Source organism: Microbacterium sp. STRO-2N (assembly GCF_057747775.1).
On record NZ_CM173223.1, the window covers coordinates 437,627 to 458,242 of the forward strand.

Here is a 20,616-nt window from a genome sequence, read left to right on the forward strand (position 1 = left end):
CATGTTCCGCACCAAGAAGAGGCTGCTCGGTACAGCCGTCGCGGGAGCACTGGCGCTCTCACTCGTCGCGTGCTCGAGCGGCGACGGCGGAGGCGGGGGAGGCACCTCGCCGAGCGAGAGCGCGGCTCTGCCTGACAAGCTCACGATCGGGTTCGTCGGCTCGCTCACCGGACCCCTCGCCGCCTCGGGCATCAACTCGCTTGCCGGGCTCAAGGCCGGAGCCGAGTACGCAGAGACGCTGCACTCCGGAATGAGCATCGAGGTGGTCGAACGCGATACCGCCGGCGAAGCCACCGCCGCCGTCGCCCAGACGCGCGAGCTCGCGCAGGCGGGCGCGACGGCGATCTTCTTCACCACCGAGGCGTTTCCCGCGGTCCAGGACGTGCTCAACCAAGTCAAGATCCCCGGCGGCACGTCCGGCGGCATCGCCGCCGTCCTTCCCGAGGTCGGCGACTCGAAGCGGTACAAGTACGCGTTCTCGACCGGCGCCGGCAACGCGGGCGACACGGCTGTGACGCCGCTGCTGGACTACGTGGCGGAGTTCGGCGACAAGATCGGACTCGTGGAGGACGCCTCGGCGTTCGCCGTCGCGCAGGCCGACCTCACGGAAGAGATCGTCGCCGAGGACTACCCCGAGCTGGAGCTCGTGCGGACCAGCTTCCCTGCGTCGGCGAGCGATGCGACAGCTCAGCTCAGCAGCCTGCAGGAGGCCGGTGTCGATGCCGTCGTGATGTGGCCGTACGGCACGCCCGCGGTCACGGTCATGAGCTCGTTCGACAAGCTCGGCTGGTACCCGCCGACGGCGGGCACGCTGGGGCTCGGAACGCCCGCGATCGTCGAGGCGACACCGGACGAGCTCGCCGAGAACCTCGCCGCCGGCCCGATGGCGAAGACGTTCCTCGACCCCGAGCTCGACACCACGGGTGTCGTCTCGGAGTTCGTCACGCGATATCTCGAGGCCCTGGACAAGACGGAGTTCACCCCGCTCGACACGGTCGGCGCGAACAGCTTCGACTGGTCCGTCCTGGTCGCCCAGGCGGTCGCCGACACCGGCAAGACCGACGGCGATTCGATCAAGTCGTACCTCACCTCGGGCGAGGAGTTCATCGGCGCCAACGGCGTGTACGTCTTCGGACCCGACAAGCGCATCGGCATCGATGCGACGGAGCTGCAGCTCTACCGCTCGACCGAGCCGTGCTCCCCGGAGGGCATCTGCGTCCCGGTCGAGTAGTCTCACCGTGCGTGTGAGGCTCCGCCTTCGGGCGGGGCCCCACACGTCGGATCAGGGATGCTGATACGGAGGTCCCGCGAGCAGGCCTCCGTCGACGGAATACGACCCACCGGTGCAGAACGACGCCGCGTCGCTGGCGAGGAACCCGACGAGCGCGGCGATCTCGGCGGGATCCGCCACGCGGAACAACTGCGGGAGGCCGACGCGATCATCCCCGGACTCCGCGCGCTTCGCCGGAGCCGCCGCAGTCCACACGGCGGTGTCGGTCGGACCCGGGTGGACGGCGTTCACACGGATGCCGTACGGGCCACCCTCGATCGCCGCTGTCTTCATGAGTCCGACCACGGCATGCTTGCTCGTGACGTACGCGCCCATTCCGCCGCTGCCACGAAGTCCGCCCGTCGAAGATGTGACGACGATCGCACCGCCGGCGCCCTGTGACCGCATCGCGCGGATCACGCGCGTGATCCCCAACCACACGCCCCGTACGTTGACGGCCATGACGGTGTCGAACGCGTCGAGCGGGTACTCCTCCAGCGGAGAGGACGGTCCGAGGATCCCGGCGTTCAGGAACGCGATGTCGACGCGTCCATGGCGCCGCAAGCACGTCGCGATGTAGTCATGCTCGTCGGCCGCGCTCGCGACGTCGGCCGTGACAGCGTCGAAGGCGTCGCCGAGTTCGATTCGCGCGGCGGCGAGAGCCGCGGCATCCGTGTCCACCGCGACGACGACGGCACCCTCTGCCACGAACAACCGGGATGCCGCGAGCCCGATCCCGTTGGCGGCACCGGTGACGACGGCGATCCTGCCGGCGAACCGGTTCATCGCGCGTCCTCCGCGGCGAGCGTCGTCGCGATGTCCTCGGCCGACCAGTTCGGAAGTGCGCTCGAGACGGGCTCCAACGTGGAGCGATATCGACCGAGCGTGGTGCCGTCGAAGCGGAGGGCGGCGCCGGTCAGGGGCGCACTGGCGTCCGAGAGCAGCGCCGTGACCAGAGGTGCGATGCGTTCCGGCTCGGGCATCGCCGGGCGCTCAGGCCGGATGTCCGCCATCGACATCCGAGTCAGGGCGAGCGGCGAGATGGCGTTCACACGCACGTCGTGCGGGCGGGCGGCGAGAGCCCAGTTCGCGGTCATCGCCGCAACGGCGCCCTTGGACGCACCGTACGCACTCATCCCGGCGATCCCCTCGCGGGCGCCCGAGACCACCGTGACGATCGAGCCTCCGAGGCCCGAGTCGACCATGGCGCGCATGGCGTGCCGGGCCGTGAACTGGACGCCGAGGATGTTGACCTCCGCGATGCTGCGGAGGTCCGCCTCGGTCTCGTCCCACGGTTGCGCGTTGCGCATGATGGCCGCGTTGGCGACGAGTCCGTCGACGCCGCCGAACGTCTGCGCGCACGTCGAAGCGAGCGCTTCGGCGACTCGCCAGTCGGCTACCGACCCGGTGACCCCCACGGCCTCGCGGCCCGCGGCACGGATAGTGGTGACGGTGTCGGCCACCGCGTCCGCGTCGATGTCGCCTACGACCACTGCCGCCCCTGCGGCAGCCGCGGCGATCGCATACGCCCGGCCGAGTCCTGCCCCCGCGCCGGTGATGATGACCCGCTTGCCGGTGAGCATGGGCTAGTCCGTTCCCGCCCAGTCGGGCCTGCGCTTCTCGAGGAAGGCGCGGGGACCCTCGTTCGCATCGTGATGCGGCCAGTGATCCTGGACGGCTTGCCATCCGGCATCCATGTGCCGGCGCACCAGGTCTGCCTCGAAGTCACGTATCACGGCTCGCGTGATTCTCACGGCTTCGGGCGACCCGTCGGCGATCGCGTCCCCGAGTGCCACAGCCCGCTCGAGCAGCTCTCCGGCCGGGACGACCTCGGAGACGAGTCCCGCTCCGAGGGCGGCCGCAGCATCGAGGGTCTCGGCGGCCCCGAGAAGCGCCATCCTGACGACGGCATCGCGACGGGCTTTGAGCATCAGCTCGACCGGCTCCATGCCGCTGACCTGTCCCACGGTCACATGAGGGTCCACGAACCGCGCCGAGTCCGCCGCGATCGCGATGTCGGCATCCGCGACGAAATGAAGGCCGCCCCCCGCACACGCGCCGTTGACGGCCACGATGACGGGAACGCTGAGGTGGGGACCGGGCAGGAACGCCAGCACCTCGGCCGCGTCCTGTCCGATCCTCGTGCGCGGCTCGGCCAGCATTCCGACATCGGCGCCGGCGCAGAACGCGCTCCCCGCGCCGGTGACGATCACGGAACGGACCCACGTCGCGGCGGCGACGGCGTGCCACAGCGAACGAAGGTCCGCCATCAGGGACTCGGTGAGCGCGTTCGCGCGGGCCGGGCGGTTCAGCGTGACGATCAGCGACTGCCCCGCCGCCGTGAGGGTGAGTTCGTCGCTGCGGGGCAGCTCGGAGAGACGCTCGTCAGTCATGAGGTCGTCCTTTCGGGAAGAAGTGCACTCGCGAAGCCGCTTCGGTCGGGAGCGGTGCATGCTGCGAGGTACTCGTCGGCGAGTCGCTGCGCGAGCTCCGCCACCGGCGGCACGTCGCGGATGAGCTCCATCCCTTGGCCGGCGGACCACAGATCCCGCCAGGGGCGGACGTCCGGGGGAAGATGCTCGTGGCCGCGCCCAATCGGCTCGGGGAAGGCGTCCAGATCGATCGAGTGGTGGTCCAGCGAGTCCAGCATCCAGTTCGCCGGGACGCCATTCACCTTGGCCGTGTATTGCAGACGCCGAGAGTCCCCGCTCACCATCCACTCCTTCTGACGCCGATGTGCGCGTGACTCGATCGTCGCGGCGAAGCGTGTGCCCACGAACGCGAGGTCGGCGCCGAGCACCTCGGCGGCACGCACGGCCGCACCGGTGGCGACGGCGCCGGCGAGCGAGACGGTTCCGTCGAAGATGGACCGCACGCGCGGAATCAGCGCGAGGTGGCTCAACGTCCCGGAGTGTCCGCCACCACCGGCCCCGATGCAATTGAGTCCGTCGACTCCGGCATCGATGGCCTTCTCGGCGAAGACGACCGAGGTCGCGTCGTGGTGCACGAGGAGTCCGCGCTCATGCGCGAGCCGCGTCACGACGTCCGGCTTCCCGACGGAGGTGATGACGATGTCGACGCCGTAGCGGGCGCACGCGTCGAGGTCCGCCGCCATCTCGTCGAGGGTGAGCGTCGTCGGAATGTTGACGGCCAGCGGCCCCGGCCGGCGACCCGTCGTCTCGAGCGTCGCCTCGCCGGCGTCGCGGATCGCGCTGAGCCAGTCGGCGAACTCCGTGCGCGTGCGCGTGTTCTGTCGCGGGAAGGCTCCGATGAAGCCGGCATGACGGGCGGCAGAGACGAGCTCGGGCCCGGAGATCAGGAACATCGGCGCGCACACCACGGGCAACGTGAGTCGGCCCGAGATCGCGTCTGGCAGCGTCATCCTTGATTGCCTCCGTAATTTCCTCAATCATTATAGAGATTAGAGAGAATGGATGCCATGCCAGACGAGATCCGATTCCGCACTGTTGTTCGAGATGCCGTTCTCGTGGTGCGCTTCGACCACCTTCGCACGCGCAACGCGCTGGACAGGAGCACGCGGGCTCGACTCGTCGAGGTGCTGCGCGAAGCAGACGAGGCTGAGGACATCCGCGTCGTCGTGCTCACCGGTAGCGACCCGGCATTCACGAGCGGAGTGGATGCGAAGCAGCTGCTCGGAGAGGCGGGCTACGCACCGCTTCCGACCGACCCCGCGACGGCGGTGAGGAGCATGGCGACGCCGACCATCGCGGCGGTCAACGGCTCGTGCGTCTCGGGTGGCCTGGAGATCGCCCTGGCGTGCTCGATCATCGTCGCCTCGGAACGCGCATCGTTCGCCGACACGCACGCTCGGCTCGGACTCACGCCCGGCTGGGGCCTGAGCGTCGAGCTTCCCGCGGCGGTCGGAGCGTGGCGGGCGAGGCAGCTCGCGCTGACCGGTCTACCCATCGACGCGAAGACCGCTTATGAATGGGGGCTCATCGGCGAGGTGGTCGCGCACGACGCCCTGGACGATCGCGTCCGCGAGCTCGCGCACGCCATCGCGACGATCGATCCTCCGAGCGTCCGTAACGCGAACCTCTTGTATCGCGAGGGACAGGATGCCGTGCACAGGCCGGCGCGAGAGGTTGAGCGGACGGTGCACTCCGCGTGGAGCGTCGATCGCTCGGCGGCTCGCGCGTCGTTCGCTCAGAGGGTTTCCCCGCCGTCCACGTAGATGACCTGACCCGTGACGAAGGACGCCATGTCGCCGGCGAGGAAGGCGGCCAGTGCGCCCAGCTCCCTCACGTCGCCGGCGTGACGCATGGGAATGCGCTCGCGCAGCCACGCCCGGCCGTCCTCGCTGTCGTGGAGCGCCTTCGACATCTCGGTACGGAAGTGCCCCGGTGCGATGGCGTTCACCGTCACGCCGTACTCCGCCCATTCCTTCGCCAGCGCACGAGTGAAGTGCATCATGGCGCCTTTGGCCACCTTGTACGGCCCTGAGAGATTCGGCGTGCGCTCGACCGCGCTCGAGCCGACGTTGATGACACGCCCCCATCGCCGTTCGAGCATTCCGGGTCCTGCGAGTCGCACGAGCTGCAGGGACGCGCGGACGTGGGTGTCGAAGATCGCGTCCCACTCGTCGTCCGACATCCCCACGGTCGCAGGCCCGGACCCGGGCTGTCCCACGGTCTGCCCCTGGTCCACGGGGAGCGGGATGAAGGGACGCTTGAGGTTCACGCCCGCGTTGTTGACCAGGATGTCGATGCCGCCCAGATCCGACAGGACGTCGCCCACGACAGCCGCAAGCGCCGCGGCATCCGTCAGATCCACCGGTGCGCCGACGGCGCGTCCGCCGTCGGACTCGATCAGCGCGACCGTCTCGTTCACCTGCTCGGCATGGCGAGCTAGGACCACGGTGTTCGCCCCGGCCGCGGCGAGGGACTGCGCGATGGCGCGACCGATGCCGCGGCCGGAACCCGAGACGAGCGCCGTGCGCCCCGCCAGTGGGCCGACCGGCTCGGGAAGTGCGGACATGTCAAGCTCCCTTCGGCAGGCCGAGGATCCGCTCGGCGATGATGTTGCGCTGAACCTCCGACGTGCCGCCGTAGATCGTGGCGGCCATGGACTCGAGATACTCGTCGAACCGGTCGAGCGGAGCTTCGCCGTCCGCCGCGCCGAGCTCGACCGCCAACGCGGCGGAAGCCTGGACCGACTCCGAACCGAAGAGCTTGAGGATGCCGGCGACAGGGGTGTCGAGACCCGCGGCACGGCTGCCGACGCTGCGTATCCCCGTCAAGCGGATCGCCTCCATGTCCGCGAGCAGCCTGCCCAAGCGCTCGTGCGCGTGGGTCGGCACCGCGGGATCGGCGAGCACCGGCGCCAAGGCGCGCTGCATCTCGAGCCAGTTGTTGATCCAGATCATGTCGCGCTCGTGCTCGAGCGCGGACATGGCGACCCTCCAGCCGTCGTTGAGCTCGCCCAGCAACGCATCCGCGGGGATCTCGACGTCATCGAAGAACACCTCGCAGAACGACTCGATCGACGGACCGGCAGTGCGGATCCGGCGCACGGTGATGCCCGGAGTGTCCATGTCGATCAGCAGGCAGCTGATGCCGCGATGTTTCGGGGCGCTCGGATCCGTGCGGACGTAGAGGGTGCACCAGCGGGCTTGGTCCGCCTGCGTCGTCCACACCTTCTGCCCGTTCACGATGAAGGCGTCGCCCCGGCGGACCGCCGTCGTTCGCAGCGATGCGAGGTCGGATCCCGCCCCGGGCTCCGACATGCCGAGCGCCCACCACGCGTCCCCGCGCAGTGTCGGGCGAAGGTACCGCTCCTGCTGCTGCGCGGTGCCGAACGCGCGAAGCGCCGGCGCGACGACGCCGACGGCCTGGATGTTCATCTGCCGGGGGATGCGTCGTCGCGCCCCCTCGATCCGAACCGTGAGCGCGTCGGTCAGAGAGAGCTCGCGACCGCCCAGTTCGCGCGGCCATTCCGGCACCAGCCAGCCGGCGTCGAACATCTGCACCTGGAACCGCGTGCGCAGGTCCTCATCGTCACGGTAGCGGGGATAGTTCTCGGCGTAGTCGGGAGGAAGCGCCTGCGAGAGGAACGCACGGAACGCATCGAGCGAGTCATTCATTCAGCGCCTCCTAGGGATTCGCCGGCGACGGTCGCGTACAGCTCGGCGGGACTCCCGAGAAGCGGGATCGTGTGCTGGGCGCGACGAACGGCGAACGGGCTGTCGGATTCGAACGTGAGCCCCATGGCGCCCAGAAGCTGGGTCTGCAGCGCGGTGCATCGCGCTGCGGCATCCCCCGCCGCCGCCTTGGCCAACCGCGAAAGCCGAGACACCTCGTCGGTGTCGCTGCCGACGGCGACGGCGACGGCGCTGCCCAGCACGAGGCTCCGAGCGCGTTCGACGAGGACGTAGGCGTCGGCCAACTGGTGCTTCACAGCCTGGAAGCTCGCGATCGGCCTGCCGAACTGCTCTCGACCGCGCGTGTGCGCGATGCTTCCGTCCAGCGCGCGTGCGGCTATCCCGACGAGGTCGGCTGCCACGCACGTCCGCGCCGCCGCAAGGACGTCATCCGCTGCGGCATCGATCTCGTGCGTCGTCGACTCGATCGCGTTCAAGGACGCGGCCACCCAGGGGCGGGATGGGTCGACCCCGGCAAGGACGGCGCGAGGCGCGTCGCCGAGTGCGTGCATGTGGACGACGCACGTGCCGGACGAGGTCTCCTCCACCGAGACTGCGACGTCCGCGTCCGACCCGTCGAAGATCAGCAACTCTCGCCCTCGGGTGCGGGCGAGCGCGAGCGACGACGCCGCGAGGTCGCGGTCGAGCAGTTCGACGCGGCGGAGCGTCTGCGCAGCTGCGGCGTGACTGAGCAGCGGGGAGGGAAGCAGAGCGCGCCCGGCCTCCTCGAGCAGCGCGACCAGGTCGACGAACCCGCCGAGGCCGTCGAGTTCGTCCGGGATGCCGATGAGGGTGTAGCCATGGTCGGCGAGTTGCGCCCACAGGGGGGAGCGCTCTTCGCCGTCGTACACGCGCCGAAGGTCGTCGCTCGTGAAGAGCGAGGTGAAATGGTCGCGCGCCGCGTCGGCGATCGCCTGCGTTTCGTCGGTCGGGACGTACGCGCCCCAATCGATCGTGCCGTCGTTCTGCGCCGACGTTGCCTGGTTCACGAGCGTCACCCTATCAATCCTTTAGAAGATTAGCGTCTGGCCCTGCTATGATCGAGCCGTCTACTCTGTAATCTTTATAATGTTTAGCTCCTCGATTCACAAGGTGGTGTCCAGTGCTCGACTACCGCGAACCGGAGTCGGTCTCCCAGTTGCGGACGGATCTGCGCGCGCTCATCGCCGAGCACGTCCCGACCGACTTCCTCGGTGCCTTCACGCCGGACCCGGCGGACTTCGCGCTGACGGAGGAGTTCTCGCGCGAACTCGGGCGTCGGCAGCTTCTCGCGGCCGCCTGGCCGCGCGAGTACGGCGGAGCCGGAGCGGACGTCTGGGAGCAGACCGCGGTCCGCGAAGAGATGTGGGCGGCGCACGAACCTCGTGGTGCCCAATACATGGGTGTCAACTGGGTCGGGCCGGCGATCATGCGGCACGGCACGCCACGGCAGCGTGAGCAGCACTTGCCCGCCATCGCGGCAGGCGAGGTCGTCTGGTGCCAGGGATTCAGCGAGCCCGGCTCCGGGTCGGACCTGCCTGCGCTGCGGACCAGGGCGATCAAAGTCGAGGGTGGCTGGCGCATCACCGGCCAGAAAGTCTGGACGTCGTACGCGCGCATGGCGGGATGGTGCTTCCTGTTGGCGCGCACCGGGCCGGCCGGCGGGCGCAAGAACGGCATCACCGTCTTTCTGATGGAGATGGACCAACCTGGTGTCGAGGTCCGGCCGATCGCCGCCATGCTCGGCGAGCATCACCTCAACGAGGTGTACCTCGAGGACGCTTGGGTGCCCGACGAGCAGGTGCTCGGCGAGATCGGCGGCGGCTGGGGGATCGTTGCCGAAGTCCTTGGCTTCGAACGGATCGGGATCGCCCGATACGCACGGTCCGACCGGCTCCTCCGTGCGGCCCCGGCGGCGCTCGGCGACGACTGGTCGGCGCTGCCGGAGTCCTTGCGAGAGAGGTGGGCTGCCGCGCTCGTGCGCGCGCGCCAGGCACAGCTGCTGGCCTATCGACTGGTCGAATCCGACGAGTCCGAGGTGTCCGCGCTCGCGGCGGCCGCGTACCGCGTCGTCGTGACGACGCTCGATCAGGAGTCGGCGGAGATCCTGATGGAGATGCTCGGCAGCAGTGCCGTCGGTGCGACTCCGCAGTCGGCGTTCTTCCATCGCGAGGTCGAGGACCATTGGCGGTATTCGCAGGCCGCTACGGTGGCCTCGGGCACCGTCGAGATCAATAAGCAGACGATCGCCAAGTCACTGGAGCGGGCATGAACTCATCCCTGGCCGAAGAAGCTCTCGAGGTCGGGAGCGTGTTGCGCGCGAGTATCGCGGACGCCGGCGGGGTCGACCTGCTGCGCCGTGCCGCCGCGGATCCCGACGCGCGAGCGGACGCGGAGGCGATCGTCGACGCCGTGGGTCTCTGGGACATCGATCCGCTCGGCGATCCGCTCGAACTCGAGGTAGCCGCGGCGGCGTGCCAGGCGGCCGGCTTCTATGCGCTCCCGTACCCCGTCGTCGAGCGCCTCGCGGGGACGACCGCAGGGGGAGCCACCGCCCTCGTGGGCTCGACCCGCACGGCGCTGGTCGCCCATGGCGATCTCACGCTGGCGTGGGCCGGCGTCGAAGCCGATGGCGGGATGCGGCGGCTGAAGCCGCGGGGCGCCGGGGTACTCGGGACGAAGCTTGCGCCGTTCGCCGTCGAGATGGAATCGGAGCTTGCCGGCGAGCGAATGCCGGCCGTGGCGTCACTCGTCACCGCGCTGCAGTCGTGGTGGCTGCTGGGGCTGCTCGAGCACGCAGTCGATGACACCGTGGCGTACACCCGTGAGCGCGAGCAGTTCGGCAGAAGGCTGATCGCATTCCAGGGTGTGGGATTTCAGCTCGCCGACATGGCGGTCGCCGTCGAAGGCCTCGCGGAGCTCGCGAAGTACACCCTCTGGCGGCTGGCCACGGCCGGTGACGAGGCGATCGTGGATGCGTTGGCCCTGAGGACTGCTGCCCAGTCCGCCGCGGGCACCGTTCTGCACGGCGCGCATCAGCTTCACGGAGCGATGGGGTTCACCGATGAGGTCGACGTGTCGTGGCTGTCACGAGCCTCCCAGATGGTGCGCCGGCTTCCCGAGGGCGCACACACGACGTCGGGTCGACTTCTCTCGCTGATCGAGCAGAACGGGTGGACCGATTTCGGACACGCCGAAGAGGCTCGAGCCACGACGAGCGCGGAGGCTGTTCGCTACGCGTAGCGTGTTCGCGGTGTTCTTCTCGGCTTAACCGTATAAAGTTTGCGAGGAATCACCGCTCCACGAGATGAGGCGCACGCGTGAGTGAATCGGGCACCGGCCAGGCCGCACGGATGGGCTTTTCGCCCCGCGTCGCCGAGTCGATCGCCGCAGACCTGCGGAAGCGGATACTCCGCAGCGACGCCGACAACGTCCCGCTCCCACGCCAGGACGACCTCACCGCCCAATACGGCGTGAGTGGGCCGTCGTTGCGCGAAGCGCTGCGCATTCTCGAGGCGGAGGGTCTCATCACGGTGCGGCGGGGCAAGTTCGGGGGCGCCTATGTGCACAAGCCGAGCTGGTCATCCGCTGCGTACGCGTTCGCGCTCTCACTTCAGGGGCAGGGCGTCACTGTCGCCGACCTCGCCGCCACCATCCTCACGCTCGAGCCGATGTGCGCGGCCGCCTGCGCCGCGCGTGCTGACCGCGCCGAGTCGATCGTGCCCGCGCTGGAAGCGAGCCTCAACGAGACAGAGGCGCACATCGGGGACGGCGCGCGCTACTCGGCCGCCGCTCGTATTTTCCATGACATCCTCGTCGCCGGGCTGGACAACCAGACCATGCAGCTGCTGGTGCGGAGCATGGTGGCGATCTGGTCCATCCAGGAGCAGATCTGGGCGGAGTCGGCGAACGCTGCGGCGCAGTACCCCGGCATCGAGCCGCAGAAGGAGTCGTTCCGGACGCACGCCGCCCTGGTGCGGCTCATCGTGGACGGCGATGTAGAGGGCGTCACAAAGCTGGCCACGGCCCACCTCCGAGCAACGCAGGCGATCGTGCTCGAGCGTTATGGGGATGAGGTGGTCGACGCCTCGTCGCTGGCTGCAGTGCAGGCGTTCAAGAGTCTCTGAGGCGCGCTCGCGGCGGGCTCAGTCGAGGAAGAAGTCGCCGTCCAGCCCGCCGTCCACCCCTGAGTACGCATAGGGAGCGAAGTCGGTCACTCCCGCCGCACCGAGCACCTCGTCGTCGATGAGCAGCTGTCCCGTGCGCTGTCGCGCAGGCGTCGTCAGGATCGCATGCGCGGCATCTGCCATGATCTCCGGTCGCCGGGCGCGGGCGAGCGCGTCGTCGCCACCGAGCAGGTTCCGCACCGCATCCGTTCCGATAGTCGTGCGGGGCCAGAGCGAGTTCGCCGCGACTCCGGCCTCGGCGAACTCGGCTGCGATCGCGAGGGTGACCAGGCTCATGCCGTACTTCGAGAGCAGGTACCCCGGGAACTCCGCCAGCCACCGCTGCGACGTGAGGTTCAGTGGAGGACTCAGGGTGAGCACGTGCGGGTTCTCGCTGCGTACGAGGTGGGGCAGGCACGCGCGCGTCAGCATGAACGTGCCGCGCGTGTTGATGTCCTGCATCAGGTCATACTGCGAAGGGGTCAGCTCGAGAGTCCCCGACATCCGGAGTGCGCTGGCGTTGTTGATGCAGATGTCGATGCCTCCGAAAGCGTCGACGGCCGCGGCGGCTGCTTCGGCGACGGAATCGTCGGAGCGCACGTCGCCGACCACCGCGAGGGCGCGACCGCCGGCGCGCTCGATCTGGGTGGCGGCTTCGTGGATCGTGCCGCTGAGGCGCGGATCCGGTTTGTCGGTCTTCGCAAGCAGCACGACGTTAGCGCCGTCCCGGGCCGCGCGCAGTGCGATCGCGAGTCCGATTCCGCGACTGCCGCCGGACATCACGATGGTCCTGCCCTCGAGCGATCCCTGGGTTCCTGTGCGGGGAACGGTCATGACTGCTTCTCCTTCTCGCGGTGCGCGAAACCGCGGATGAGCGATTGTGCAGCGGGGGAGGAGGCTGCCCGGACGAGGGCCGCGCGCTCGGCGTCGAGGGCCGCGGCGTATTGACCTGCGGTATCGCCGCGCAGCAGCCGACGCGTGGCCGCGATATGCGATTGCGGGCCGCGTGCCGCCGCGTCGGCGAGGTGCTGTGCTCGCCGCGGCGCTGTCTCGGCTTCGACCAGTTCGGTGACGAGTCCGCAGGTCGCGGCTGCCGTGGCATCCATCGTCTGACTCAGCGAGCTCATCGCGGACGCGCGTCCGCCGCCGATCGCGCGGGGGAGCAGGAACGACACGCCGCTGTCCGGCGTGAGGCCGACGGCCTCGTAAGCGGTGAGGAACCGGGCGCGCGGGGTCGCAATGCGCACGTCGGCGTTGAGTGCGAGCCCGAGCCCGCCCCCCGCGGCAGCGCCCTCGACCACGGCGATCAGGACAGCATCCAACGCCGACAACCGCAGCAGCGCCTCATGGAACGTGCCGGCCAGACGGTCGAGGTGCGCGGGAAGATCTCGAGCCTGGGCCATCTCGCGGACGTCGCCGCCGCCGCAAAACGCGCGACCGCGCGCGGCGATGACAACCGCGCGGGGATTGTCAGCCTCGAGCACCTCGACGACCTTCAGCAGAGATACGGCCAGAGCGAGGTTGACGGTGTTGGCCGCCTCGGGTCGGTTGAGCGTCACGCGCGCGACGCCGTCGCCGACGAACAGTTCTACGGGATCGTCCATGTCAGCGCGGTGCCATCCGCAGTGCTCCGTCCATGCGGATGGTCTCTGCGTTGAGGTAGTCGTGCTCGACGATCATCTGCGCGAGTTGCGCGAACTCTTCGGGTCGCGCAAGACGCGCGGGGAAGGGGACGGATGCCGCCAGCGAGGCGCCCACGTCCGGTCCGAGTCTCGCGAGCATGGGGGTGTCGACGATGCCGGGGGCGATCGTGTTCACGCGGATGCCGACGGCGGCGAGATCGCGCGCCGCGGGGAGCATCATTCCGACGACACCGCCTTTCGACGCGGAGTACGCGACCTGCCCGACCTGACCCTCGAACGCCGCGACCGAGGCGGTGTTGATGATGACGCCACGCTGGCCATGCTCGTCGGGCTCTTGACGCGAGATGGCCTCCGCAGCGAGACGGAGCACATTGAACGTGCCGATCAGATTGACCTCGATGGTCCGGCGGAACAGTTCCAGGTCGTGTGGTCCTCGCGATCCGAGAACCTTCCGAGCGGGAGCGATGCCGGCGCAATTCACGACGACGCGCAACGGCGGCTGATCGGGCAGCACTGACTCGATCGCCGCGCCGACGTCGTCGGCGTCGGTCACGTCTGCGCCGACGTAGCGGACGCCGTCCGCGCGCGGGGCCCCATCGAGCGCGCGCGGCAGGTCCACAGAGACGACGGCGGCGCCCGCTGCGGCGAATCGGCGGGCTGTGGCCGCGCCGAGTCCGGATGCTCCGCCGGTGATGAGGGCCGTGATGTCGGTGATCTTCATGCTTCTCCTGCTTCTTCGGACGGTTGGAGGCTGCGCACGATGAGATCTGCCAGAGCCCGGTACGCCGCGGAATCGTCGATGCCCGCGGATGACTCGATGTCGCCGCGATGGATGGCTTCCATCACCTGCGCCGCGACGGCGCCGACGAACGCGGCATCCTCTGTGCGCGGCGCGGCCTGACGGACGAGGCTCTGCACGCGTTCGGCGGCGGCGCGGGTGTTGGTGCGGTAGAGCTCCTGCGTGGAAGGCCACGCGTCGAGATCGCCGAAGAAGGCCGGTGAGGCCGGTGCGAGCTGCTCCGAGATCGCCACCAGGTAGGCGCGGATCTGCTCAACGGGATCGTCGTCGCTGCGGAGGAGACGGATCTCGACACGGTCCGCCGCGCGCCGGAAGAAGTGCCGGACGGCGGCGACGACGATCTGCTCCTTGGAAGGCGCGACCGCGTAGAGCGTCGACTTCGAGCACCGCAGCTCTCGAGAGAGGTCCTCGACGCTGAGGTCCGCGAACCCCTCGCGCAGGATCACCTCGACGAGTCGCTCCAGGAGGTCGTCCCTTCGATCGGCGCGCGCGGCGGTGGAGTGCCCACGTGCGGAAGGTCGTGTCATACTCGCCACAGTACCAGAATTAGAATTCTGGTACTCCAGACGATACTGAAATCAAAAGATTGTGAGGATTCGCCTGTGTCAGCCCATGCCGCCACCGCGACCGACATCTCCGACGAGCTGATGTCACTCACTGCGGACATCTGCGCGCGGGCCCTTGTGCCGCATGCTTCCGACGCGGAACGCGCAGCTCGATTCCCCCGCGCGGAACTGCGCACGCTCGGCGAGGCGGGACTGCTCGCGCTGCCGTACCCGGAGGAGTACGGCGGGGCCGCCCTGCCTGCCGAGGTCTACCTGCCGGTCTTCGAGCAGCTCGGACGGACGTGGGCGTCGGTCGCGGTCGGAGTCAGCGTGCATGCGCTCGCATGCCTGCCGCTCGCCGTCTTCGGAACGGACGAGCAGAAGCGGCGATGGCTGCCGTGGATGCTCTCGGGGCAGACCCTGGGCGCGTACTGCCTGTCGGAGACGCATGCCGGATCCGACCCCGCCGCGATGCGCACGAAGGCCACGAAGGTCGACGGTGGATACGAGCTGAACGGCGCGAAGGCATGGACGACGCACGGCGGCGAGGCTGACTTCTATACCGTGATGGCTCGGACATCGGCGGATCTGCGCGCCGGCATCTCGTGCTTCCTCGTACGCGCCGACGTGCCCGGACTGTCGGCCGATCCGCCCGAGCGCAAGCTCGGGCTCACCGGCTCCACAACAGCGACGGTTCACTTCGACGGCGTGTTCGTCCCGGACGAGTGTCTGATCGGAGCCCCTGGCGACGGCCTTCGTATCGCGTTCGCGGCGCTGGACTCAGGCCGCCTCGGCATCGCGGCGATCGCCACCGGCCTCGCGCAGGCCGCTCTCGACGAATCCGTCGCCTACGCCCGCGGACGGGAAGCGTTCGGGCAGCCCATCATCCGGCACGAAGGCGTCGGATTCATGCTCGCCGACATGGCCGCGACGGTGGAGACGAGCCGTGCGATGTACCTCGCGGCAGCGCGAAGGCGGGACGGCCAGCAGTCCTTCACGCGTGAAGCGTCCATCGCGAAGCTCGTCGCGACCGACGGCGCGATGGCCGTGACCATGAACGCGGTGCAGGTGCTCGGCGGAGCCGGCTATACCCAGGACTTTCCGGTCGAGCGCTACATGCGCGAGGCGAAGGTCATGCAGATCTTCGAGGGCACCAATCAGATACAGCGCCTCATCATCGCTCGAGACCTCGAGCGCACAGCCGGCTGAGAGAGAGGATCACATGCACACCGCCGTCATCGTCGACGCCGTCCGCACGCCGTCCGGAAGAGGAAAGCCGGGAGGAGCCCTCGCCGGCACCCACCCCGTCGATCTTGCCGCCGGCGTGCTCACCGCGCTCCTGGACCGCAATGGCATCGACTCGGCACAGGTCGACGACGTCCTCATGGGATGCGTGAGCCAGCGCGGCGACCAGGGTGCGAACATCGCGCGCCGGGCCGTGCTGGCCGCTGGTTTCGCAGAGTCCGTGCCCGCGGTCACGATCGACCGCCAGTGCGGGTCGAGTCAGCAGGCGGCGCACTTCGCCGCCCAGGGAGTCATCGCCGGGGCATACGACGTCGTCATCGCGGCCGGCGTCGAGTCCATGAGTCGTGTTCCCCTGGGCACTTCATGGGCGGACGCGAGCAGACCGGCGGGCATCACCGCGCGCTATCCGGACGGCCTTGTCGCACAAGGGGTGTCGGCCGAGCTCATCGCTCACCGCTGGGGCATCTCGCGAGCAGACATGGATGCGTTCTCGGCCCGATCCCACCAGCGGGCTGCCGCCGCCTGGGCGGACGCGCTGTTCGACCCACAGCTCGTGCCCGTGGAACACGACGGAGGCCGCCTGACCCATGACGAGACGGTTCGGCCCGCGACGACGGCCGAGGCGCTCGCGGCGCTTCCGCCCGCGTTCCGCACGCCGGAATTGGCGGAGCGCTTCCCTGAGCTCTCGTGGAGGGTCACCGCCGGCAGTTCGTCGCCACTGACGGATGCCGCGTCCGCCGTGCTCATCATGAGCGAGCGTCGCGCACTCGAACTCGGCCTGCGTCCCCGGGCTCGGTTCCACGCGTTCAGCGTCGTCGGCGACGACCCCGTCATGATGCTCACGGGCCCGATACCGGCCACGCGCCGCATCCTCGAGCGCTCGAGGATGAGCCTCGACGACATCGACGCGTATGAGGTCAACGAAGCCTTCGCGTCGGTGCCGCTCGCATGGCAGCGCGAGTTCGTCGCCGATCCGGCCAGACTCAACCCGTGGGGCGGTGCCATCGCGCTGGGCCACGCCGTCGGTGCTTCAGGCACTCGCCTCCTCGGGACCCTCCTCGCCTCCCTCGAGCACACGGGCGGCCGATGGGGACTTCAGACGATGTGCGAGGGCGGCGGGATGGCGAACGCCACCATCATCGAAAGGCTCTGACATGACGGCATACGACACGATCCTGACCCGAGTTGAGGAAGGCGTGGGATGGATCACCCTTGACCGGCCGGCGGCCCTCAATGCGCTGAACACGCAGATGATGCGGGAGGTCGTCGACGCGGCCGAATCCTTCGATGACGACGAAGCGGTCGGCGCCATCGTCATCACCGGTTCCGAACGAGCTTTCGCCGCCGGCGCCGATATCACCGAGATGGCGCACAAGGCAGGGGACGACATCCTCCGGGAACGCTTCTTCGCCGACTGGAGCCGCTTCGCCGCGGTGAGGACGCCCGTCGTGGCTGCGGTCGCGGGTTACGCGCTCGGGGGAGGCTGCGAAGTCGCCATGATGTGCGACATCGTCCTCGCCGCCGACACCGCGACGTTCGGTCAGCCCGAGATCAACCTCGCCGTGATTCCCGGAATGGGTGGGACGCAGCGACTCATCCGGGCGGTCGGCTATTACAAGGCGGCCGATCTCGTGCTGACGGGGCGATCGATCGACGCGTTCGAAGCGGAGCGCATCGGACTGGTGTCGCGCGTAGTGCCGGCAGCCGAGTTGACGCGGCACGCCCAGGAACTGGCTCGCGCGATCGCGTCGAAATCCCGGCCATCACTGCAGGCGGCGAAGGCGGCGCTGCACGCCGGGCTGGAATCCCCGCTCGCGGAAGGGCTGCGGTACGAGCGGCTCGCATTCGCCGGCCTCTTCGACACCGCCGACCAGAAGGAGGGAATGGCGGCCTTCCTCGAGAAGCGCCGGCCTGTCTTCACGAATGGATAGGGGACAGCCGGCGCGACGCCGTGCATCACCGAGCGCATGGACGTCGCACCCGTGGCGTTCGCGTCCGGCAAGCCCTACTCCGGGTCGCTTCACGCAGAACCTGCTCGAGGAACTCGACGTCGTCGTGATCCCGGGTGACCGGGTGCTCAACCTGCGCTCTCGATCGCGCCGCTGAAGCGCGAACGCCGCCCGGCTTACTGGGTGGAACGACCTTTGCTCGCCTGCATCGCCGAAGCCTAGATTCGCACCAGCCCTGGGGCTGATGCGGTTCGCCTGCCCGAGGCACCAGCAGCAACGATCAAAGGAGATCACATGAAATCGCTCATTCGCTCCGGAGTCGCTCTCGTCGCCGCGGCAGCGCTCGGCGCGACCATGGTGGTCGGGGCGAACGCCCTGAACGCGGGCAAGGACAACGGGAACGGCCTCGGCGGGCAGCCCGCGACCGCCAGTCAGATCTACCTCGACGAGATCAAGGACTACGGCGTGTGTCGCGGCACCGACCCCGAGTGCTACAACGACTACGGCAACGGCTGGACGGAGGGGGAGCAGAAGCGCATCCTCATCTGGAGCCGGACGCCCGGTCCGCGCCACGCCCACCTCGGCTCGCCGCTCGGCCCCGGCCTGAACCCGCCCCTCGCCGCCAACAATGTCGCGCAGGCCGCTCTCAAGGCGTGGGCCGAAGAGCGCGGGATCGCAGTGGATTACACCGAGGACCTGGCGAGCTTCAGCCGGCTGAACAACTACCAGGCCGTCGTCTTCCTGAGCTCGAACCGCGACACGCTGGATGACACGGCGCAGACCACCCTGATGCAGTACATCCGGGGCGGCGGCGGGTTCGTCGGCATCCACAACGCGTTCGGTGCGGAGTACCACTGGCCGCACTACGAGGGGCTGCTCGGCGGTGCGAACTTCTTCAATCACGGGCCGAACCGCGACGGCACGGTCGAGACGATCAACTCCGGCGACGTGTCGACGTCGTTCATGCCCGAGACGTGGGCGTTCAAGGACGAGTGGTACAACCTCATCCCGTACCCGAGCTTCGTGAACGTCCTCCTCGAGGTCGACCAGGCCACGAGCGAGGCGACCCCTGCCGGGCACGGCGAGCACCACCCTGTCAGTTGGTGCCACTACTACGACGGCGGCCGCGCGTGGCTCACCACGCTCGGTCACGACGTCGCAGCGTGGACGGATGCGCCGCTCGCCGGCGACGACCTGTTCAAGCAGCATGTGATGGAGGGGCTCGAGAGCGCGATGGGGATCAAACCGTTCTGCGCGGCCTGACGCCCAGGCGAGTCGTCCGCGGCTCGTGACCGACGAGGGCCCGAACCCGCCGGAAGGCCGGTTCGGGCCCTCTGTCGTGGTCCTGGCGCGCAGGCCCGCCGGGGCGTGTTCCACTCAGCGGGACCACTCGCCCTCCGGCGAAGCAGTTCCTTGCCGCTCCGGCGGACGCGACGGATACTGCCCACATGCGATCCGCAACCGGAGGCGAGCCTGTCTCGGTGCTCGACCGGATCCTCGCCATCCTCGACACCGTCCGTGAATCCCACGGCTCCACGACGATCACCCAGCTGGCGCTGGCCACGGGCATCCCGAAGTCAACCGTCTCGCGCCTGGTCGGAGACCTCGTGCGGCAGCGGTACCTGACGCGCAGCGAGGGCGGCGTGGTGATCGGCATGAGGCTGTTCGAGCTGGGCGCACGCGCCAGCACGCCCCGGCGGCTGAGCATCGCGGCTCTGCCGGTGCTGGCCGAGTTGTCCAACGCCACCGGCGAGCACCTCAACGTCGCGGTGCAGGAGGGGTGCGAGATGCTCTCGGTCATCTCGGTGCGCGGGCGGCTTCGGCCGGTCCCATCCCGCGCGGGCGTCCGCGTTCCCTCCGTCACGACGGCGCTCGGCAAGGCAGTGCTGGCCCACACCACGGACGAAGACGTCCTGAGGGCGGTGATGGCCGGGCTCGACCCGTACACGCGCCACCGGTTCGAGCGTGAGCTCGTGGCAGTCCGGGCGGAGTCGATCGCGGTCGACCGCTGCGAGACGTTTCCCGGCGTGGTCGGCGTCGCGAGCCCGATCCTCTCTTCGGAGCGACTGCCGGTCGCGGCGATCTCGGTCGCCGGACCCGTCACCGACATGGACCCGAACCGCATCGCACCGCTCGTGCGCCACGCCGCCCTCGCGCTCACGCACCGGCTGGCGTCCCAGGTGGCCTGACCCCATGGCCGGGGACGACTCCGCCGATGCGCTCGGCGTCCTCGACCGGATGACGTCCATCCTCGAGGCGTTCGACGAGGATGATCGCGGACTCGGGCTGTCCGAACTCGCCGCGCGGGCCGGCCTGCCGAAGTCGACGGTCTCGCGACTCGTCGCGACGCTCGTGCGGCAGCGCTTCCTGGAGCGCGACGGCAAGCGCATCCATCTCGGCCTCCGGCTCTTCGAGCTCGGTCAGCTCGCGGAGCACCCCCGCGAGCTCAGGATCGCCGCCCTCCCGGTCATGGCCGACCTGCGCACCAGGACTGGGCACAACGCGCACCTTGCGATACGCGACGGAGACCAGCTGGTCTGCCTCGCGGCCATGCGCGGCCGAGGCGCACCCCCGCTCGCACCGCGCACCGGCGGGCGCCTGGAACTGAACGCCATGGCCATCGGTGACGCCGTCCTCGGGCGCTCGAGCACTGCCGACCCGGGGCGGGAGTCGCCCGACGGCGTCCGCACGATCGCGCACCCGATCCGCGACTCCACCGGGCGGGTCGTGGCGGCGATCTCGGTGTCGGGCTGGACGGAAGGCTTCGACATCGAACGCTCCGCCGCTGCGGTCCGCGTCGCCGCCCTCGCGGTCTCCCGCCGTCTCGCGCCCGCGGGACGCTCCGCCGGCTGAGGCCTGG

Annotated in this window: 22 protein-coding genes; 11 read left to right on the top strand and 11 right to left on the bottom strand. The window is 69.3% G+C overall.

Annotated elements, in window-relative coordinates; genetic code table 11:
* Position 1 precedes the first annotated feature (1 nt).
* Entirely contained in the window at positions 2-1,231 is a 1,230-nt protein-coding gene (locus AC3ANN_RS01815) for an ABC transporter substrate-binding protein (protein WP_488339306.1), read from the top strand.
* 51 nt (positions 1,232-1,282) lie between these two features.
* Here AC3ANN_RS01815 and AC3ANN_RS01820 read toward each other — a convergent pair whose 3' ends face one another.
* Genes AC3ANN_RS01820 through AC3ANN_RS01835 form a run of 4 tightly spaced genes read right to left on the bottom strand, consistent with a single transcriptional unit; the run spans position 1,283 to position 4,652 of the window.
* Positions 1,283-2,056 carry an SDR family NAD(P)-dependent oxidoreductase gene (locus tag AC3ANN_RS01820; RefSeq protein WP_488339307.1) on the bottom strand — a complete coding sequence of 258 codons (774 nt, stop codon included), beginning with the start codon at positions 2,054-2,056 and terminating at the stop codon, positions 1,283-1,285.
* The gene (locus tag AC3ANN_RS01825; RefSeq protein WP_488339308.1) at positions 2,053-2,853 is read right to left on the bottom strand and encodes an SDR family NAD(P)-dependent oxidoreductase; all 801 of its coding nucleotides are present in this window, start codon (positions 2,851-2,853) and stop codon (positions 2,053-2,055) included. Before AC3ANN_RS01825 ends, AC3ANN_RS01820 begins: the two co-directional genes overlap by 4 nt.
* Positions 2,854-2,856: 3 nt before the next feature.
* Positions 2,857-3,663 carry an enoyl-CoA hydratase/isomerase family protein gene (locus tag AC3ANN_RS01830; protein WP_488339309.1) on the bottom strand — a complete coding sequence of 269 codons (807 nt, stop codon included), beginning with the start codon at positions 3,661-3,663 and terminating at the stop codon, positions 2,857-2,859.
* Positions 3,660-4,652, bottom strand: coding sequence for an NAD(P)H-dependent flavin oxidoreductase (locus tag AC3ANN_RS01835; protein ID WP_488339310.1), 993 nt, complete (start codon positions 4,650-4,652; stop codon positions 3,660-3,662). The genes AC3ANN_RS01830 and AC3ANN_RS01835 overlap by 4 nt, the downstream gene beginning before the upstream one ends.
* Positions 4,653-4,709: 57 nt before the next feature.
* Here AC3ANN_RS01835 and AC3ANN_RS01840 point away from each other — a divergent pair, with 57 nt between their 5' ends.
* On the top strand, positions 4,710-5,465 hold the full coding sequence (locus AC3ANN_RS01840; protein WP_488339311.1) for an enoyl-CoA hydratase-related protein: 756 nt from the start codon (positions 4,710-4,712) through the stop codon (positions 5,463-5,465).
* Here the strand turns inward: AC3ANN_RS01840 and AC3ANN_RS01845 are convergent.
* Genes AC3ANN_RS01845 through AC3ANN_RS01855 form a run of 3 tightly spaced genes read right to left on the bottom strand, consistent with a single transcriptional unit; the run spans position 5,438 to position 8,428 of the window.
* The gene (locus AC3ANN_RS01845) at positions 5,438-6,268 is read right to left on the bottom strand and encodes an SDR family NAD(P)-dependent oxidoreductase (protein ID WP_488339312.1); all 831 of its coding nucleotides are present in this window, start codon (positions 6,266-6,268) and stop codon (positions 5,438-5,440) included. The two genes, AC3ANN_RS01840 and AC3ANN_RS01845, sit on opposite strands and share 28 nt — an antisense overlap.
* Before the next feature lies 1 nt (position 6,269).
* On the bottom strand, positions 6,270-7,373 hold the full coding sequence (locus AC3ANN_RS01850) for an acyl-CoA dehydrogenase family protein (RefSeq protein WP_488339313.1): 1,104 nt from the start codon (positions 7,371-7,373) through the stop codon (positions 6,270-6,272).
* Positions 7,370-8,428 (bottom strand): acyl-CoA dehydrogenase family protein, encoded by a 1,059-nt coding sequence (locus tag AC3ANN_RS01855; RefSeq protein WP_488339314.1) that lies wholly within the window; start codon positions 8,426-8,428, stop codon positions 7,370-7,372. The genes AC3ANN_RS01850 and AC3ANN_RS01855 overlap by 4 nt, the downstream gene beginning before the upstream one ends.
* A gap of 104 nt (positions 8,429-8,532) precedes the next feature.
* Here AC3ANN_RS01855 and AC3ANN_RS01860 point away from each other — a divergent pair, with 104 nt between their 5' ends.
* The 3 genes from AC3ANN_RS01860 to AC3ANN_RS01870 all read left to right on the top strand — a co-directional run bounded on the left by AC3ANN_RS01860 (position 8,533) and on the right by AC3ANN_RS01870 (position 11,536).
* A complete protein-coding gene (locus AC3ANN_RS01860; RefSeq protein ID WP_488339315.1) occupies positions 8,533-9,681 on the top strand; it encodes an acyl-CoA dehydrogenase family protein in 1,149 nt (382 codons plus the stop codon).
* Positions 9,678-10,652, top strand: coding sequence for an acyl-CoA dehydrogenase family protein (locus tag AC3ANN_RS01865; protein WP_488339316.1), 975 nt, complete (start codon positions 9,678-9,680; stop codon positions 10,650-10,652). Before AC3ANN_RS01860 ends, AC3ANN_RS01865 begins: the two co-directional genes overlap by 4 nt.
* A gap of 77 nt (positions 10,653-10,729) precedes the next feature.
* Complete coding sequence (locus tag AC3ANN_RS01870) at positions 10,730-11,536, top strand: FadR/GntR family transcriptional regulator (RefSeq protein WP_488339317.1); 807 nt, start codon at positions 10,730-10,732, stop codon at positions 11,534-11,536.
* An 18-nt stretch (positions 11,537-11,554) separates the two neighbouring features.
* On the opposite strand, the gene AC3ANN_RS01875 is transcribed toward AC3ANN_RS01870, so the two are convergent.
* Genes AC3ANN_RS01875 through AC3ANN_RS01890 form a run of 4 tightly spaced genes read right to left on the bottom strand, consistent with a single transcriptional unit; the run spans position 11,555 to position 14,544 of the window.
* Entirely contained in the window at positions 11,555-12,409 is an 855-nt protein-coding gene (locus AC3ANN_RS01875) for an SDR family oxidoreductase (protein WP_488339318.1), read from the bottom strand.
* Positions 12,406-13,179, bottom strand: coding sequence for an enoyl-CoA hydratase/isomerase family protein (locus AC3ANN_RS01880; RefSeq protein ID WP_488339319.1), 774 nt, complete (start codon positions 13,177-13,179; stop codon positions 12,406-12,408). The genes AC3ANN_RS01875 and AC3ANN_RS01880 overlap by 4 nt, the downstream gene beginning before the upstream one ends.
* 1 nt (position 13,180) lies before the next feature.
* Entirely contained in the window at positions 13,181-13,939 is a 759-nt protein-coding gene (locus AC3ANN_RS01885; RefSeq protein WP_488339320.1) for an SDR family NAD(P)-dependent oxidoreductase, read from the bottom strand.
* Positions 13,936-14,544, bottom strand: coding sequence for a TetR/AcrR family transcriptional regulator (locus tag AC3ANN_RS01890; protein WP_488339321.1), 609 nt, complete (start codon positions 14,542-14,544; stop codon positions 13,936-13,938). The genes AC3ANN_RS01885 and AC3ANN_RS01890 overlap by 4 nt, the downstream gene beginning before the upstream one ends.
* Positions 14,545-14,619: 75 nt before the next feature.
* Between AC3ANN_RS01890 and AC3ANN_RS01895 the strand changes: the two genes are divergently transcribed.
* From AC3ANN_RS01895 to AC3ANN_RS01920, 6 genes are all read left to right on the top strand, one after another.
* Positions 14,620-15,771, top strand: a complete 1,152-nt coding sequence (locus tag AC3ANN_RS01895; protein ID WP_488339322.1) for an acyl-CoA dehydrogenase family protein — start codon at positions 14,620-14,622, stop codon at positions 15,769-15,771.
* Between the two features lie 13 nt (positions 15,772-15,784).
* Complete coding sequence (locus AC3ANN_RS01900; protein WP_488339323.1) at positions 15,785-16,960, top strand: thiolase family protein; 1,176 nt, start codon at positions 15,785-15,787, stop codon at positions 16,958-16,960.
* Position 16,961: 1 nt separating this feature from the next.
* Positions 16,962-17,738 (top strand): enoyl-CoA hydratase-related protein, encoded by a 777-nt coding sequence (locus AC3ANN_RS01905; RefSeq protein WP_488339324.1) that lies wholly within the window; start codon positions 16,962-16,964, stop codon positions 17,736-17,738.
* A 312-nt stretch (positions 17,739-18,050) separates the two neighbouring features.
* Positions 18,051-19,019 carry a ThuA domain-containing protein gene (locus tag AC3ANN_RS01910; protein WP_488339325.1) on the top strand — a complete coding sequence of 323 codons (969 nt, stop codon included), beginning with the start codon at positions 18,051-18,053 and terminating at the stop codon, positions 19,017-19,019.
* A 185-nt stretch (positions 19,020-19,204) separates the two neighbouring features.
* Positions 19,205-19,945 carry an IclR family transcriptional regulator gene (locus AC3ANN_RS01915; RefSeq protein WP_488339326.1) on the top strand — a complete coding sequence of 247 codons (741 nt, stop codon included), beginning with the start codon at positions 19,205-19,207 and terminating at the stop codon, positions 19,943-19,945.
* A gap of 4 nt (positions 19,946-19,949) precedes the next feature.
* A complete protein-coding gene (locus tag AC3ANN_RS01920) occupies positions 19,950-20,609 on the top strand; it encodes an IclR family transcriptional regulator (protein ID WP_488339327.1) in 660 nt (219 codons plus the stop codon).
* The last annotated feature ends 7 nt before the right edge of the window (positions 20,610-20,616 follow it).